Source organism: Micromonospora sp. NBRC 107095 (assembly GCF_030269705.1).
Classification (GTDB): domain Bacteria; phylum Actinomycetota; class Actinomycetes; order Mycobacteriales; family Micromonosporaceae; genus Micromonospora; species Micromonospora parva.
Window position 1 is genome coordinate 1552116 of record NZ_BSTU01000001.1, and the last position, 14284, is coordinate 1566399.

Below are 14284 nucleotides of genomic sequence, written 5' to 3' on the forward strand. Positions count from 1 at the left end.
TGGGGGGCCTGGCGATTCGCCGGGCCCCTCGTCATTTCCCGTCTACTGCCGCTGGTCGGGTCAGCCGGGCAGTCGGGCCGGGGGCGGGTAGACCGAGCCGTCCTGCGGGTCGAAGAGCATCAACCCGTGTTCGCCGGCCAACCGCTCGATGTCCAGGAGCACCTGGTCCGCGCAGGTCGGGTGCAGGTTCAACTCGACGTGGTCGTGGGCCGCGTGCAGCGGCGCCACCGCCCACGGGCTGTCCGGGCCGGGGTGACGGTCCGGATAGGACGCCGTGATCGCCCGGTAGAAGCTGACCACCCGCGGGTCGGGGTAGCGGTCCACGTGCCGTCCCTGTCGGCAACCGTCGACCGCTGTCCGCACGTCCTCGGGCGTCGCCCCGTCCTCCAGGGCCCACACGCTCAGATCGAAACTCACGGCGGACAGCGTGCCATCCGCCGTTCACCATGTCGAAATTGCCTCGCCGCCGGTCAACCACCGAATGTCGCAGTCCCCGGTGACAACGGTCCGGTGTGGAGACTCTTGCGTCGAGTTGCGTCGATTCGCTAGCGTACGCACTGCGGTCACTGGCCGAGTTCGAGGCGCCGGCCCGTCTTCGGGTGGCGCGGTCGACGTCCGGCCCGACCGGTCCGCACCCCTCGGTTGTGCGAGCCACGCGCACTCGTCGCTGACCGGCCCCCATGGTCGTTGCCGAGACTGTGGGGGCCGATCGCGGGCCTGACCAGCTCAGCGACGGTGGGCGAAGAGCGCGCGATAGTCGGAGTTTCCCCGGAACCAGGCCAGGCCGGTGGGGCCGGCGGCGTAGAGCGCTGTGGCGTAGGCGTCGGCGACCGCCAGGTCGGGGCCCACGACGGTGGCGGCGGCGAGGTGCTCGGCCGGCTCGCCGGTGTGCGGGTCCACCACGTGCCCCTGCCGTCCGGTCACGCCGGAGGTGCCGATAGCGCCAGCGGTCATCTCCAGCACGAGCGGCGCGCGCTCGGGTGCGGTCGGGTGGTGCACGGCGACCCGCCAGGGCCCTCCGTGCGGCGCGCGGCCCCGGACGACGAGGTCGGCGCCGGCGAGGACGGCGTAGTCGTGGATGCCGGCGGCGCGCAGCCGCTCCGCGGCGCGTTCCACCGTCCAACCGCCGAGCAGGCCGCCCGGGTCGAAGCCGCCGGGTACCGCCCAGGCGTCGAACCACCCGTCGGTGGCGGCACGCATCGCGGCGCAGCGGTCCACCAGGTCGGCGAGCGGCGGGTACGACTCGGGGCTGATCTCGCCCCGACGCAGCCGGGAGACCAGGCTCTCCGGTCGGTTGGGGCCGTAGGTGAGGTCGATGGCGCGCAGCTCGGCGACGCTGTCCCGCAGCGCCTCGCCCACGCCCCGGCGGCCGAGCCACTCGGGGGCGTTGAGCAGCAGGGTGTACTCGGCGGTCGCGGTGCGGACGGTGTGCTGCACCGCGATCCGGCCCTCGGTGGCACCGGTCGGGTCGATCCGGTGCCGGCGGCTGCCGAGTCGAAGGTCCGGCCGGCGGTTGCGGAACGCGGACGGGTCCGGCCAGCGGGTCCGTGGCTGTTCGTCGATGCGCATCGCATCTGCCCCCTCGCACGTGGTGCCGCATCATCGCGACCCCGTTGGTCAGCGGGCCCCCGCGACCCACTGAGCACTACCGTAGGCAGCGGAGATGATCGCTGCATGAGTCTCAGCTGAGAGGGTGCTGTGCATTCCCGTGTCCCAAAGCATGGACGCTGCGTACCGGGAGGCGGGACGGCGACGTACCGTTGCGCAGACGGAACCGTTGAGCAGAGGAGTGCGGTCGTGGCGCGGATCGCGGTGGTGGCCGGGGACGGCATCGGACCTGAGGTGGTCGCGCAGGCCCGCAAGGTTCTCGACGCGGTGCTGCCCGACGTGCAGGCCACCGAGTACGACCTCGGTGCCGCCCGCTGGCACCGTACCGGTGAGGTGCTGCCCGACTCGGTGCTGGCCGAGCTGGCCGGGCACGACGCGATCCTCCTCGGCGCGGTCGGTGACCCGACGGTTCCGCCGGGTGTGTTGGAGCGGGGGCTGCTGCTCAAGCTCCGTTTCGCCTTCGACCAGTACGTCAACCTGCGCCCGTCCCGGCTCTGGCCCGGGGTCGCCGGTCCGCTGGGCAATGTGAAGCCGGGCGAGGTCGACCTCGTGGTGGTGCGTGAGGGCACCGAGGGGCTCTACGCCGGTGCCGGTGGCTCCCTGCACCGGGACACCCCGGCCGAAATCGCCACCGAGGAGAGCCTGAACACCCGCCACGGCGTGGAGCGGGTGATCCGCGACGCGTTCGCCCGCGCCGGCCGCCGGGAGCGGCGCAAGGTCACCCTCGTGCACAAGACCAACGTGCTCACCCACGCCGGGTCGCTCTGGGCGCGCACGTTCGACGCCGTCGCCGCCGAGCACCCGGATGTCGCCACCGAATACCAGCACGTCGACGCGGCGGCCATGTTCCTGGTCACCCAGCCGCAGCGCTACGACGTGGTGGTCACCGACAACCTCTTCGGCGACATCCTCACCGACATCGCCGCGGCCGTCACCGGCGGCATCGGGCTGGCCGCCAGCGGCTGCATCAACCCCGACGGGGCGTACCCCTCGATGTTCGAGCCGGTGCACGGCTCGGCGCCGGACATCGCCGGTCAGGGCATCGCCGACCCGGTCGCCGCCGTGCTCTCCGCCGCGTTGCTGCTGGATCAGCTCGGGCACGCCGAGTCCGCCGCCCGGGTCAACGCGGCGGTCGCCGCCGAGCTGGCCAGCCGGGTTCCGGGCGTACCGCTGCGTACCGAAGAGGTCGGCGACCGGCTCGCCGCCCACGCCGTAGCCTGACCGTCCCGGCCGTCCGGCGACCGGCCCGGTGCCGGTCCGCCCGGTGCCGTCCGCCCGGCCCGGCCGGCGCTACCCGCTGAACGACCGTTCGGGGTAGGTTTCTGGCACAACCATCTCGGTGTGCGGTCCCGCATGCCGTTGTTCCGCAGGGAGGTCAACGCGATGAGCGGTGGTGACAAGCTCGACTTCGAGATCCGTCCGAATGCCGCGCCGGTATCCGCCGCCGATCGGGCCGCCCTCATGGCCAACCCCGGGTTCGGCCGGGTCTTCACCGACCACATGGTCACCGTCCGTTACGCCGACGGCAAGGGCTGGTACGACGCCCGGGTGGAGGCCCGTGGCCCGATCCCGATGGACCCGGCCAGCGCGGTGCTGCACTACGCGCAGGAGATCTTCGAAGGGCTCAAGGCGTACCGTACGGCCGACGGTGGCGTGACGATGTTCCGGCCGGACGCCAACGCCGCCCGTTTCGCCACCTCCGCGCAGCGGATGGCGATGCCGGTGCTGCCGCCGGAGGTGTTCGTCGACTCGTTGCACAAGCTGATCGAGATCGACCGTGAGTGGATCCCCACCGGCGAGGACGGCAGCCTCTACCTGCGGCCGTTCATGTTCGCCAGCGAGGTCTTCCTCGGCGTCCGCCCGGCCAACGAGTACCTCTACATGGTGATCGCCTCACCGGTCGGGGCGTACTTCAGCGGTGGCGTGAAGCCGGTCACCGTCTGGGTCTCTCCGGACTACACCCGGGCCGCGCCCGGTGGCACCGGCGCGGCCAAGTGCGGCGGCAACTATGCCGCGTCGTTGGCGGCGCAGGCGGAGGCCATCGAGGCCGGCTGCGACCAGGTCGTCTTCCTGGACGCGGTGGAGCGCCGGTTCGTCGACGAACTGGGCGGCATGAACGTCTTCTTCGTCTACGACGACGGCACTGTGGTCACCCCACCGTTGACCGGCACGATCCTGCCGGGCATCACCCGCGACGCCGTCCTCGCGCTGGCCGGCGCGGCCGGGCACCGGGTCGAGGAGCGGCCGGTCAGCTTCGCCGACTGGCAGGCCGACGCCGCCAGCGGTCGCCTGCGGGAGGTGTTCGCCTGCGGCACCGCCGCGGTGGTCACCCCGATCGGTGGGGTCCGCTTCCCGGACGGTGAGTTCCTGATCGGTGGTGGCGAGCCCGGCCAGGTCACCATGGCCCTACGCCAGCAGCTGGTCGACATCCAGCGGGGCACGGCGGCCGACCCGTACGGCTGGGTGCAGCGGGTCTTCTGACCTCTGTCGCTGTGGCCGGCCCGCCCACCCGGACGGGCCGGTGCAGCAACGCGTGCCCGACGTTGTCCTGCGCGTCGTCGCCGGCCTAGGCCTGGGCGGGCTCGTCGAGCAGGTGGTCGCGCAGCGCGGCGAGCTGCTCGTCGGTCACCCCGGCGTGGCGCAGGTACCCCTCGACCGAGCCGTGCCCCTCGCGCAGCTCGTTGAGGAAGATCTGCATGGCCTCGGCGGGTGAGCTCAGGAACGGTGCCGGCACGTCGACACCGTCCGGGGTGACGGAGGCCAGCCAGGCGCTGTAGCGGGCCGACGCCGCGCTGCTCAACGCGTAGTCCGCGCTGATGTCCGCGTCGTCGACGCCCAGCACGGCCAGGGTCAACGCGCAGACGATCCCGGTGCGGTCCTTGCCGGCGACGCAGTGCACCACCACCGGGGCGTTGGCGGAGTCGGCGATCAACCCGACCGCCTCGGCCAGCCCGGCGGTGCCGGTCTGGGCCAGGTCGGCGTACCGGTCCGCGAGGTAGCGCGCCAGGCTCGCGCCCTCCTCGTGCGGCGTACCCGCCCAGTCGGCGTGCTCCGGGTGGATGTGCCGGTAGGTCAGTCCCTGGTACGCCGGCACCCGACCGTCCCGCTCCACCTCGGTGGGGCGGCGCAGGTCGATGACGGTGCGGATCCCGATCGCGGCGAACGCGTCCTGGTCCTGCTCGGTGAGGCGGTGCAGCGAGTCGGAGCGGTAGAGCCGGCCCCGGCGCACGGTCCGCTCGTCGTGGCCGAGGTAGCCACCGACGTCGCGGAAGTTGAAGGTGGCGGGGAGCGAGAGCTGGGAGTCGTCCTCGGTGGTGTCCACGTTCACACGGTAACGGCCGGTGGGACCTCGCCCCACCGGCCGTCGGGTCGGACAGTCACCGGGCGGTGCCAGGCGGCAGCGCGCCGTACGTCTCGTCGTAGTAGCCACCCAGCTTGTCCCGGTAGCTCGGGTCGCTGTGGCTGGTCTCGTCGTACTCCGGGGCGGCCTTGATCTGGTCCCGGGTCCGGTCGACGGAGACGGTGCGCTGGTCGTGGTCGACCTGGTTGACGGTGCCGGCCGGCAGCATCACCTTCTTGCCGAAGATCCAGGGCCCGGTGTCCACGACCAGGTAGCTGCCGCCCACCTCGTGACTGGCGCTGTCGATTTTGCCGATTCCACCGTCGGTGGCCTCGACCTTGTAGCCGACCAGGTCGACGTCGGCCACGCCGGCCTGGTCGCGGTAGCGCCAGGGGTCGAACGTGCCGGCCGGCGCGCCGCCGGGCACGCTGCCCTGGTCACCGCCGCGTAGCGGGTCCGGCCCGGCGTGGGTGGCGTGCGGATCGATCCTGTCCATGCCGTTCACTCCTGACTGTCACCGAGCAACTCATGTCTCGGTCGGAGCTACCCGGCCGTCGGGGACCGGAAACGGCGTACCAGCTCAGGCCAGCGCGGCCTCGGCGTCCAGGGTGACCGCCGCGGCGTGCACCACGGCGGCGATCCGCAGGGCCTCGTGCACCTGTTCCCGGGTGAAGCCGCGGTCGCGCAGCGTCTTCTCGTGCGACTGCACGCACACGTCGCAGTCGTTGATGGTCGACACGGCGAGGCACCAGAGCTTGAAGTCGCCCTTGTCCACCCCCGGCCGCGCGACGATCTGCATCCGCAGTCGGGCCGGCATCGAGGCGTACCGCTCGTCACCGAGGAGGTGCTTGGCCCGGTAGTAGACGTTGGTCATCCCCATGATCGCCGCGGCGCCCTTGGCGGCCTCGACCCCCTCCGGCCCGAGGTGTCCGAGCGCCTCGGCCGCGATCTCCCGCAGCACCACCGGGTTACGGGCGGCCACCGCACAGGCCAGCGCGGTGCCCCAGGTCTGCGCCGGGGTCAACGTCGACGCACCGAGGGTGGAGCCCAGGTTGAGCCTGATGTCCGTGGCGTACGCCGGCAGGGCTGCGGTGAGCGCGTCCAGGCCCATGGTCACACCCCGGCGATCTTCGTCGGGCTGATGGAGGTCTCGTCCATCGGCCCGACGAAGACCAGACGCCACTTGCCCTCGTGGGACGCGTGGTTGATCGTCTTGGACGCGTTGGTGGCGCCCAGCGATACGCAGGCGGTGAGTCCGTGCTCAGGTAAGCGGTTACTGACGGTGAGCACGGGCCCTCCTTGCAACTGGCACGTGGCCAGTTCCAGATGCTTCCGCACCGCTGTTCCTGCCGGTGAGCGCCCTGGTGACGTGTGAAGCCGATCACGGGCGATGGCACGGGCTGAACGAACCCTCAGTAATCGTCTCGGCATGTGGATTGTTCCTCCCAAAACCACGGGTGGGGTGGCAGAGTAGCCATCGTGACACGCACCGTCCTGATTATTGCGACCTAGCGCGCCGGCTCTCCCCTCTGCCGAGCGCGCAGACCTCCCGCATCCGCGGGAGGTCTTTTTGTTGCTCCGAGAAAGGATCCTGATGACGTTCCAGGTCTTCGACACCACGTTGCGCGACGGCGCCCAGCGCGAGGGGCTCACCTACTCGGTGGTCGACAAGCTGGCCGTGGCCCGGCTGCTCGACGAGTTCGGCGTCGGCTTCATCGAGGGCGGCTGGCCGGGCGCGGTACCCAAGGACACCGAGTTCTTCCGGCGCGCCCGCACCGAACTGGACCTGCGGCACGCCGTGCTCGTCGCGTTCGGCGCCACCCGCAAGGCCGGCGTGCCGGTCGCCGACGACCCCCAGGTGCGCGCCCTGCTGGACGCGCAGACACCGGCGGTGGCCCTGGTCGCCAAGGCCGACATCCGGCACGTCGAGCGCGCGCTGCGCACCACCGGCGCGGAGAACCTGGCGATGATCCACGACACCGTCGACCACCTCGTCCGCGAGGGCCGGCGGGTCTTCGTCGACGGCGAACACTTCTTCGACGGCTACCGGCACGACCCCGCGTACGGTGCCGCGGTGGTGCAGACCGCGCTCGCCGCCGGGGCCGAGCGGATGGTGCTCTGCGACACCAACGGCGGCATGCTGCCGTCCCAGGTGACCGCCGTGATCCGCGACCTGACCGACCGGCTGGGAATCGACCCCGCGCTGTTCGGCATACACGCCCAGAACGACACCGCCTGCGCCGTGGCCAACACGATCGCCGCCGTGGAGGCGGGTGTGCGCCACGTGCAGGGCACCGCCAACGGGTACGGCGAACGCCCGGGCAACGCCGACATCTTCGCGGTCGTCGCCAACCTCCAGCTCAAGCTGGGCATGCCCGTCCTACCGGAGGGCTGCCTGGCGCAGATGGTGCGGGTCTCGCACGCCATCGCCGAGATCGCCAACATCGCCCCCGACACCCACCAGGCGTACGCCGGGGCTGCCGCCTTCGCCCACAAGGCGGGACTGCACGCGAGCGCGATCAAGGTCGACCCGTTGCTCTACAACCACGTGGACCCGTCGGTGGTGGGCAACGACATGCGGATCCTGGTCACCGAGATGGCCGGTCGGGCCAGCGTCGAGCTGAAGAGCCGTGAGCTGGGCCTGGACCTGGCCAGCAGCCCGGACGCCCTGACCCGGGTCACCAAGCGGGTCAAGGAGTTGGAAGCGGGTGGTTGGTCCTTCGAGGCGGCCGACGCGTCCTTCGAGTTGCTGGTCCGCTCCGAGCTGCCCGAGGGAGGCCCGGCCCGACCGTTCACCCTGGAGTCGTACCGGGTGTTGGTCGAGCACCGCGAGGATGGTGGGGTGGTCTCCGAGGCCACCGTCAAGATCCGGGTTCGCGGTGAGCGGGTGATCGCCACCGCCGAGGGCAACGGCCCGGTCAACGCCCTCGACGAGGCGCTGCGGGTGGGGCTGACCCGGCACTACCCGCAGCTGCGCGACTTCGAGTTGGCCGACTACAAGGTGCGCATTCTGGAGGGCAGCCACGGCACGGGGGCGGTGACCCGGGTGCTGCTGGAGACCTCCGACAGCAGCGGCCGGGACTGGACCACGGTCGGCGTCCATCCGAACGTCGTCGAGGCCAGCTGGCACGCCCTGGTGGACGCCCTGACCTACGGCCTCGCCCCCACCCCTGTCTAACCCCGAACCCCACCCGCGATCGCGCACTTTGTGTTGTCGAGACAAGTCTGTTGCTCGTTGTGACGGGACAGAAAGCGCACGATCGCGGGCGGGCGGGGTGGGGGTTAGGAGACGGGGAGGGTGAGGGTGGCGTGGACGGGGCGGTGGTCGCTGCCGGGTAGCGCGAGCACCTGCACCGCGTGGACCGCGATCCGGTGGTCGACCAGGATGTGGTCGATGGTGACGGGTGGGATGAGGTCGCCGTCGTACGGGCCCCAGGTGCCGGTCAGGCCCTGTCCGGTGGCGTCGGCGGCGTCGACGTAACCGGTGCGCAGCAGGGCCCGCAGTGGGCTGTGGTCGAGGGTGGCGTTGAAGTCCCCGGCGAGGATCCGCAGGCCGCCGTCCGGAGTGGCCGGTGGTTGGGCGCTCAGGTCGGCCCGCCAGGCGCCCACCTGGTCCAGGGCGTACGGCGCCGAGGGGTGGGCCGACTCGACGCGGACCGGGGGCCCACCGGGGACGGACACCGTCGCGTACGCCTGGCTGAAGCCCCAACCTTCGAGGTTGCGCCGGACACCGATGTCCGTGATCGGCCACCGCGAGTAGAGCCCCGAGCCGGCGGTGCCGATCTCCGGGTTGAGCTGCCGGTGCGGCAGCAGCGTGTCGAGGCCGAGCTGGTCCAGGGCGGCCTGCGCGTCCGGGGTGAACTCCTGCACGGTGAGCACGTCGACCTGGTGTCGCCGGACCAGCTCCACGAGCGTCCGCGCGTCACCGGTCCCGGCGAGCAGATTGGCGGTGAGCAGCCGCACGGTCGGCCCGGCCGCGGCCGGCTGCGGGTTGGCCAGCGCCCGCGGTGCGACGGTGCCGAGCAGCGCCACCGCCGCCACTGCCGCGAGCGCCGCCGGCCACCAGCGCCGTAGGGCGAGCGCGAGGCCCAGGACCAGCACGCTGACGCCCGCGACGTACGGGGTGAAGGCGAGCGCCTGCACCAACGGCCCTCGGTCCAGGCCGATCAGCCGCGCGGCCGCCCACAGGGCTGTGGGTACGACGGCAAGCCACCAGAGCACCGTGCGAAGCCGGGTGAACGGGTGCGCGGGTGCAGCGTCGACGGTCACGCCGATGATCCTAGCCGGGCGTCAGAAACCATTCATGAATGGTGACGCGCTCACCTTTCACAATTATCTGACGGCTGGTTGACACCCCGGAAAAGCGAGATCAACTATTGACTGGCTGCTTTTTCCGGTGCTACGTTCCATCTGGCTCAAACGACGCAACTCTGAGTAGTATCCGCAGCTCAGATGGGATGTAGATTGCCGAGAAATCAATCTACCAGGGTGCAAGTGAGTTGGCTTTCCCTCGCCCAGTAGTCGTCGTGCTCCTATTTATGGGCAGTCATCCGTCCCGCCCCGCGGGTCGGCCGAATTCGCACGGTCACACAAGGGGGACCTGTCATGAGTACATCCTTCCGACGTAAGTTGGCGGCGGTCACGTTCGCCGTCCTGGGCCTCAGCCTGGCCGGCGGGGGTATCGCTATCGCCCAGCCGGCGGCGAAGGCGCCGCAGGAGGCCGTCCAGCCGGCGGCACGCGGCAGCAACGCCCAACCTCCGGTCACCGCCGAGTCGGCGCGCATGGCGAAAGCCGCGCTGAAGTCGGGCGCGGCCACCACGCTGGTGGCCACCAACGTCTTCACCGTCGTCAACTCCAACGGCACCAAGGCGCGCGGCACCGGCACGGTGCTCAAGTACGGCCCCGGCCAGTACGAGGTGCAGTTCGGCTACACCGTCTCGGCCGGTGCCTTCCTGGCCACCATCTCGCGGTCCGACGCCTGCTGCATCCCGCCGGCTGGCGAGATCTCGGTGGCTCCGCGGCTGAGCACGCCCAACGCGGTCTTCGTGCAGACCCGCAACTCGGCCGGGACCCCGGCTGACCTGGGCTTCACCCTGCTCACTCACACACCCTGACCGAACCGGCACCCGGCCCCCGTCGCCTGTGGCGTCGGGGGCCGGACCCGGTCCGCTTGCGTCCTGTGACCCGGCTCGCGCCGATCGGCGCCCCTTGGCCGGTCGCTGCCTGGTTGAGCGCTCCTCGGCAGGCTCGCGCTGGTCGTCACCCTTCCGCGCGGCTCATCCCGATTCCGGCCACTGCGGGCCGGTCCGGCCCGCACAATCCGACGTTTGCCGGTCGTGTGCCCGGGAAGCAAGCACCGTGACGGACATCTCGGACACCCTGGCCAGCATGCCCAGCCCGGTCGATCCGGAGCCGACCGGCATCGAGCTGGAACAGACCCTCTTCGAGGTCAAACGCGTGATCGTGGGGCAGGATCGCCTCGTCGAACGCCTGCTCACCGCCCTGGTCGCCAACGGACACTGCCTCCTGGAGGGGGTGCCCGGCGTGGCCAAGACACTGGCCGCGCAGACCCTCGCGACAGTGGTCGGCGGCACCTTCTCCCGGATCCAGTTCACCCCGGACCTGGTGCCCTCCGACATCGTGGGCACCCGGATCTACCGGGCGTCCAAGGAAACCTTCGACATCGAGCTGGGCCCGATCATGGCCAACCTGGTGCTGGCCGACGAGATCAACCGGGCCCCCGCCAAGGTCCAGTCGGCGCTGCTGGAGGCCATGGCCGAACGGCAGGTCTCGATCGGCGGGCGCAGCTGGCCGGTCCCGGAGCCGTTCCTGGTGCTGGCCACGCAGAACCCGATCGAGTCCGAGGGGGTCTACCAGCTCCCGGAGGCGCAGCGCGACCGCTTCCTGATGAAGGTGGTGGTCGACTACCCCAGCGACGCCGACGAACTGGCCATCCTCTACCGGATGAGCACCGACCGGCCGAGCCCGCGCCAGGTGCTCGACGCGCAACGGTTGCGGGACCTCCAGGCCCACGCCGAGCGGGTCTTCGTCCACCACGCGTTGGCCGAGTACGTGGTGCGGCTGATCCTCGCCACCCGCGACCCGGGCCGGTTCGGCCTGCCGGAGATCGCCCCGCTGCTGGCGTACGGGGCCAGTCCGCGAGCCACCCTGGGCCTCGTCGCGGCCGCCCGGGCGCAGGCCCTGCTGCGGGGGCGGGAGTACGTGCTGCCCGAGGACATCCGTGAGCTGGCCGTCGACGTCCTCGCCCACCGGCTGGTGCTCTCCTTCGACGCGGTGGCCGACGGGGTGTCGGCCGAGAGTGTGGTGCGACGGCTCGTCGAGGCGGTGCCACCGCCCCGGCTGGCCAGCGGGCACCCGCAGCAGGCGCCGGACCTGGCGGCGGCATGAGACGCGCCACCGCCGCGCCCGCCGATCCCGGCCTGGCCGAGCTGGCCCCCGACCAGCGTGTGCGCCGGCTGGAACTGACCGTCACGCGTCGGCTGAACGGCCTGCTGCACGGTCAGTACCGCGGGCTGCTGCCCGGTCCGGGCAGTGAGCCCGCCGGCAGTCGCGAGTACCGACCGGGCGAGGACGAGGTCCGCCGGATGGACTGGGCGGTGACGGCCCGCACGGCAGTGCCGCACGTCCGGCAGGTCGACGCCGACCGGGAACTGACCACCTGGCTGCTCGTCGACGGCAGCGCCAGCATGGAGTTCGGGACCGCCGAGCTGGACAAACGGGAACTGGCGGTGGCCGCCGTCGCGGCGGTCGGCTTCCTGACCGCGGGCGTCGGCAACCGCCTCGGCGCCCAGGTGCTGCGCGCCGACGGGGTACGCCGGTTTCCGGCCCGCAGCGGTCGTACCCATCTGCTCGCGCTGCTCCGCGCGCTGCTCGCCGCCCCCCGCGTCACCGCGCCCCCCGATCGGCCGGGGCGTGGTCCCACGGCCCGACCGCCCGACCTGGCGGACGGCCTCGACGCGCTGCACCGGATCGCCAACCGGCGCGGGCTGGTAGTGGTGGTCTCCGACTTCCTCGACGGTCTACCCGACGAACCCGGCGAGGCGGCGCCCTGGGAGCGGACCATGCGCCGGCTGGCCGTCCGGCACCAGGTGCTGGCAATCGAGGTGACCGACCCGCGTGAGCTGGAACTGCCGGACGTCGGCCTGATCACACTCGTCGACCCGGAGACCGGCCGGCACCGCGAGGTGTCCACGTCGGACCGCCGGCTGCGCGAGCGGTACGCCGAAGCCGCCGCCGCCCAGCGCGAACAGGTCCACCAGGCGTTGCGTCGCAGCGGTGCCACCCACCTGCCGCTGCGCACCGACGGGGACTGGAGCGCGGACATCGTCCGGCACGTGCACGCCCAGCGTCGGCTGGCCGCCGCACCGTCCGGCCAGCCGCGGGGAGGTGCCGCGTGATCTGGCAGTCGCCGCTGCGACTCTGGCTGCTGCTCGGCGTGCTCGCCCTGGTCGTCGCGTACCTGGTGATGCAGCGCCGACGCAGCCGGTACGCGGTCCGCTTCACCAACCTGCGGCTGCTGGACCGGGTGGCGCCGCAGCGGCCCGCCTGGCGTCGGCACGTACCGGCCGGGCTCTTCCTGGCCATGCTGGCGCTGCTCGTGGTCGGCTTCGCCCGCCCGACCGCCGAGGTCCGGGTGCCCCGGGAACGGGCCACGGTGATGGTGGCGGTGGACGTCTCGACGTCGATGCTCGCCACCGACGTCGAGCCGGACCGGCTGGCCGCGGCGAAGGAGGCCGCCCGGCGCTTCGTCAAGGGCCTGCCCGACGAGTTCAACGTGGGGCTCGTCGCGTTCGCCGGGAGCGCCGCCGTGCTGGTGCCACCGGGCACCGACCGGGACGCCCTCGAAGAGGGGATCGACCGGCTCGCCGAGGGAATCACCGGCGTGCAGGGCACCGCGATCGGCGAGGCCATCAACACCTCGCTCGGCGCGGTCAAGAGCCTGGACAACGAAGCCGCGAAGGAGCCGCCACCGGCCCGGATCATCCTGCTCTCCGACGGCGCCAACACCTCCGGGATGGACCCGATGGAAGCGGCGGCGGAGGCGGTGACGGCGGAGGTGCCGGTGCACTCGATCTCGTTCGGCACACCGTCCGGGTTCGTCGACCGGGGTGGCCGACCCATCCAGGTGCCGGTGGACGGGCAGACCCTCAAGGCGGTCGCCGAGGAGACCGGCGGGATGTTCCACGAGGCCAGCACCTCCGACGAGCTGCGCGCCGTCTACGACGACATCGGCAGTTCGGTCGGCTACCGCACCGAGCGGCAGGACGTCTCGGCCCGGTTCATCGGCCTCGGACTGGTGTTCGCGATGGGTGCCGCCGCCGGCTCGATGCGCTGGTTCTCCCGGCTGCCCTGACCGCTGCGCACAACCGACGTCGTCAGTGAGGAGTACGCATGGCAGTGCAGACCGGACTGGGCGAACCGCGTGGTCCCTGGTTCATCTCGCCGGAACTCGACCCGGACGGGCGCGGGTGGTGGGACGCGCCCGAGCGCGACCCGGGCGGGCGGCGGCCTCGGCGGCTGCTCGCCGCGCTGGCCGTGGTGGCGCTGTCCACCATTTCCGGCGCCGTCGCCGGTGGTGTGGTGGCCGGCCGGGACGGGGCCGGAGGCCCGGCCGCGGCGTCCGCCGCCCCGGTGCCGGCGGAACTGGTCACCGCGGCCGAGCGGACCGTGCCGGGGGTGGTGTCGGTGCTGGCCGGCGGCGCGAGCAGCGGGTCCGCGACCGGCTCCGGCTTCGCCGTGGACGACCAGCAGCACCTGATCACCAACGACCACATCCTGGCCAAGGGTGGTGGCGGTCCGGTGACCGTGGAGCTGCCCGACGGGCGTCGGTTCTCCGCCGAGGTGGTCGGGCGGGAGCCGCGCAGCGACCTGGCGGTGCTGAAGGTGCCGGCGTCGGCCGGTCTCACCCCGTTGCCCCTGGCCAAGCCGGGCGCGACCCGGGTCGGTGAGCCGGTGCTCGCGGTGGGTTCGCCGCTCGGACTGGCGGGAACGGTCACCGCGGGCATCGTCAGCGCCCTGGACCGGCAGGTACGCCTCGGCAACAACCGGCACAGCGCGGTGCAGACGGACGCGTCCATCAACCCGGGTAACTCCGGTGGGCCACTGGTCAACGCCCGTGGGGAGGTGGTCGGGGTGAACACCGCCATCGCCACCATCGACGGGAACGGCTCGATCGGCATCGGTTTCGCCATCCCGATCGACCAGGTGCAGCAGACCGCCGACACGATCATCGGCAAGGGTGGCTGAGCTGCCCGAACGCCCCCGCCGGGGCTGTCACTGTCAGATATCCGGCCCGACGGCATCGGACCATGGAA

15 protein-coding genes are annotated in these 14284 nt (G+C 71.9%); 8 read left to right on the forward strand and 7 right to left on the reverse strand.

Going from position 1 to position 14284, the window contains the following annotated elements; genetic code table 11:
* Positions 1 to 60 precede the first annotated feature (60 nt).
* Both QSK15_RS07315 and QSK15_RS07320 read right to left on the reverse strand, forming a co-directional pair.
* Complete coding sequence (locus tag QSK15_RS07315; protein ID WP_030337238.1) at positions 61 to 417, reverse strand: hypothetical protein; 357 nt, start codon at positions 415 to 417, stop codon at positions 61 to 63.
* 309 nt (positions 418 to 726) lie between these two features.
* Entirely contained in the window at positions 727 to 1569 is an 843-nt protein-coding gene (locus QSK15_RS07320) for an FAD:protein FMN transferase (RefSeq protein ID WP_285793476.1), read from the reverse strand.
* A gap of 228 nt (positions 1570 to 1797) precedes the next feature.
* On the opposite strand from QSK15_RS07320, the gene QSK15_RS07325 reads away from it, so the two are divergent.
* Both QSK15_RS07325 and QSK15_RS07330 read left to right on the forward strand, forming a co-directional pair.
* Complete coding sequence (locus QSK15_RS07325) at positions 1798 to 2829, forward strand: 3-isopropylmalate dehydrogenase (RefSeq protein WP_285793477.1); 1032 nt, start codon at positions 1798 to 1800, stop codon at positions 2827 to 2829.
* A gap of 162 nt (positions 2830 to 2991) precedes the next feature.
* Complete coding sequence (locus tag QSK15_RS07330) at positions 2992 to 4089, forward strand: branched-chain amino acid aminotransferase (protein WP_285793478.1); 1098 nt, start codon at positions 2992 to 2994, stop codon at positions 4087 to 4089.
* Between the two features lie 85 nt (positions 4090 to 4174).
* On the opposite strand, the gene QSK15_RS07335 is transcribed toward QSK15_RS07330, so the two are convergent.
* The 4 genes from QSK15_RS07335 to QSK15_RS07350 form a co-directional block, all read right to left on the reverse strand.
* Complete coding sequence (locus tag QSK15_RS07335; RefSeq protein WP_285793479.1) at positions 4175 to 4930, reverse strand: tyrosine-protein phosphatase; 756 nt, start codon at positions 4928 to 4930, stop codon at positions 4175 to 4177.
* Between the two features lie 55 nt (positions 4931 to 4985).
* The gene (locus tag QSK15_RS07340) at positions 4986 to 5444 is read right to left on the reverse strand and encodes a PRC-barrel domain containing protein (RefSeq protein ID WP_285793480.1); all 459 of its coding nucleotides are present in this window, start codon (positions 5442 to 5444) and stop codon (positions 4986 to 4988) included.
* A gap of 84 nt (positions 5445 to 5528) precedes the next feature.
* Positions 5529 to 6059: an alkylhydroperoxidase, AhpD family gene (gene ahpD / locus QSK15_RS07345; protein ID WP_285793481.1), complete on the reverse strand. Its 531-nt coding sequence runs from the start codon at positions 6057 to 6059 to the stop codon at positions 5529 to 5531.
* 2 nt (positions 6060 to 6061) lie between these two features.
* Positions 6062 to 6238, reverse strand: coding sequence for a thioredoxin domain-containing protein (locus QSK15_RS07350; RefSeq protein WP_285793482.1), 177 nt, complete (start codon positions 6236 to 6238; stop codon positions 6062 to 6064).
* 304 nt (positions 6239 to 6542) lie between these two features.
* On the opposite strand from QSK15_RS07350, the gene cimA reads away from it, so the two are divergent.
* Positions 6543 to 8126, forward strand: coding sequence for a citramalate synthase (gene cimA, locus QSK15_RS07355; RefSeq protein WP_285793483.1), 1584 nt, complete (start codon positions 6543 to 6545; stop codon positions 8124 to 8126).
* 104 nt (positions 8127 to 8230) lie between these two features.
* On the opposite strand, the gene QSK15_RS07360 is transcribed toward cimA, so the two are convergent.
* A complete protein-coding gene (locus QSK15_RS07360) occupies positions 8231 to 9169 on the reverse strand; it encodes an endonuclease/exonuclease/phosphatase family protein (RefSeq protein ID WP_285794350.1) in 939 nt (312 codons plus the stop codon).
* Between the two features lie 384 nt (positions 9170 to 9553).
* Here QSK15_RS07360 and QSK15_RS07365 point away from each other — a divergent pair, with 384 nt between their 5' ends.
* From QSK15_RS07365 to QSK15_RS07385, 5 genes are all read left to right on the forward strand, one after another.
* Positions 9554 to 10063, forward strand: a complete 510-nt coding sequence (locus QSK15_RS07365) for a hypothetical protein (RefSeq protein ID WP_285793484.1) — start codon at positions 9554 to 9556, stop codon at positions 10061 to 10063.
* Between the two features lie 244 nt (positions 10064 to 10307).
* On the forward strand, positions 10308 to 11357 hold the full coding sequence (locus QSK15_RS07370) for an AAA family ATPase (RefSeq protein WP_030335357.1): 1050 nt from the start codon (positions 10308 to 10310) through the stop codon (positions 11355 to 11357).
* Entirely contained in the window at positions 11354 to 12367 is a 1014-nt protein-coding gene (locus tag QSK15_RS07375) for a DUF58 domain-containing protein (RefSeq protein WP_285793485.1), read from the forward strand. Before QSK15_RS07370 ends, QSK15_RS07375 begins: the two co-directional genes overlap by 4 nt.
* Entirely contained in the window at positions 12364 to 13323 is a 960-nt protein-coding gene (locus QSK15_RS07380; protein ID WP_030335353.1) for a VWA domain-containing protein, read from the forward strand. Before QSK15_RS07375 ends, QSK15_RS07380 begins: the two co-directional genes overlap by 4 nt.
* Positions 13324 to 13361: 38 nt before the next feature.
* A complete protein-coding gene (locus tag QSK15_RS07385; RefSeq protein ID WP_285793486.1) occupies positions 13362 to 14216 on the forward strand; it encodes a S1C family serine protease in 855 nt (284 codons plus the stop codon).
* Positions 14217 to 14284: the final 68 nt, after the last annotated feature.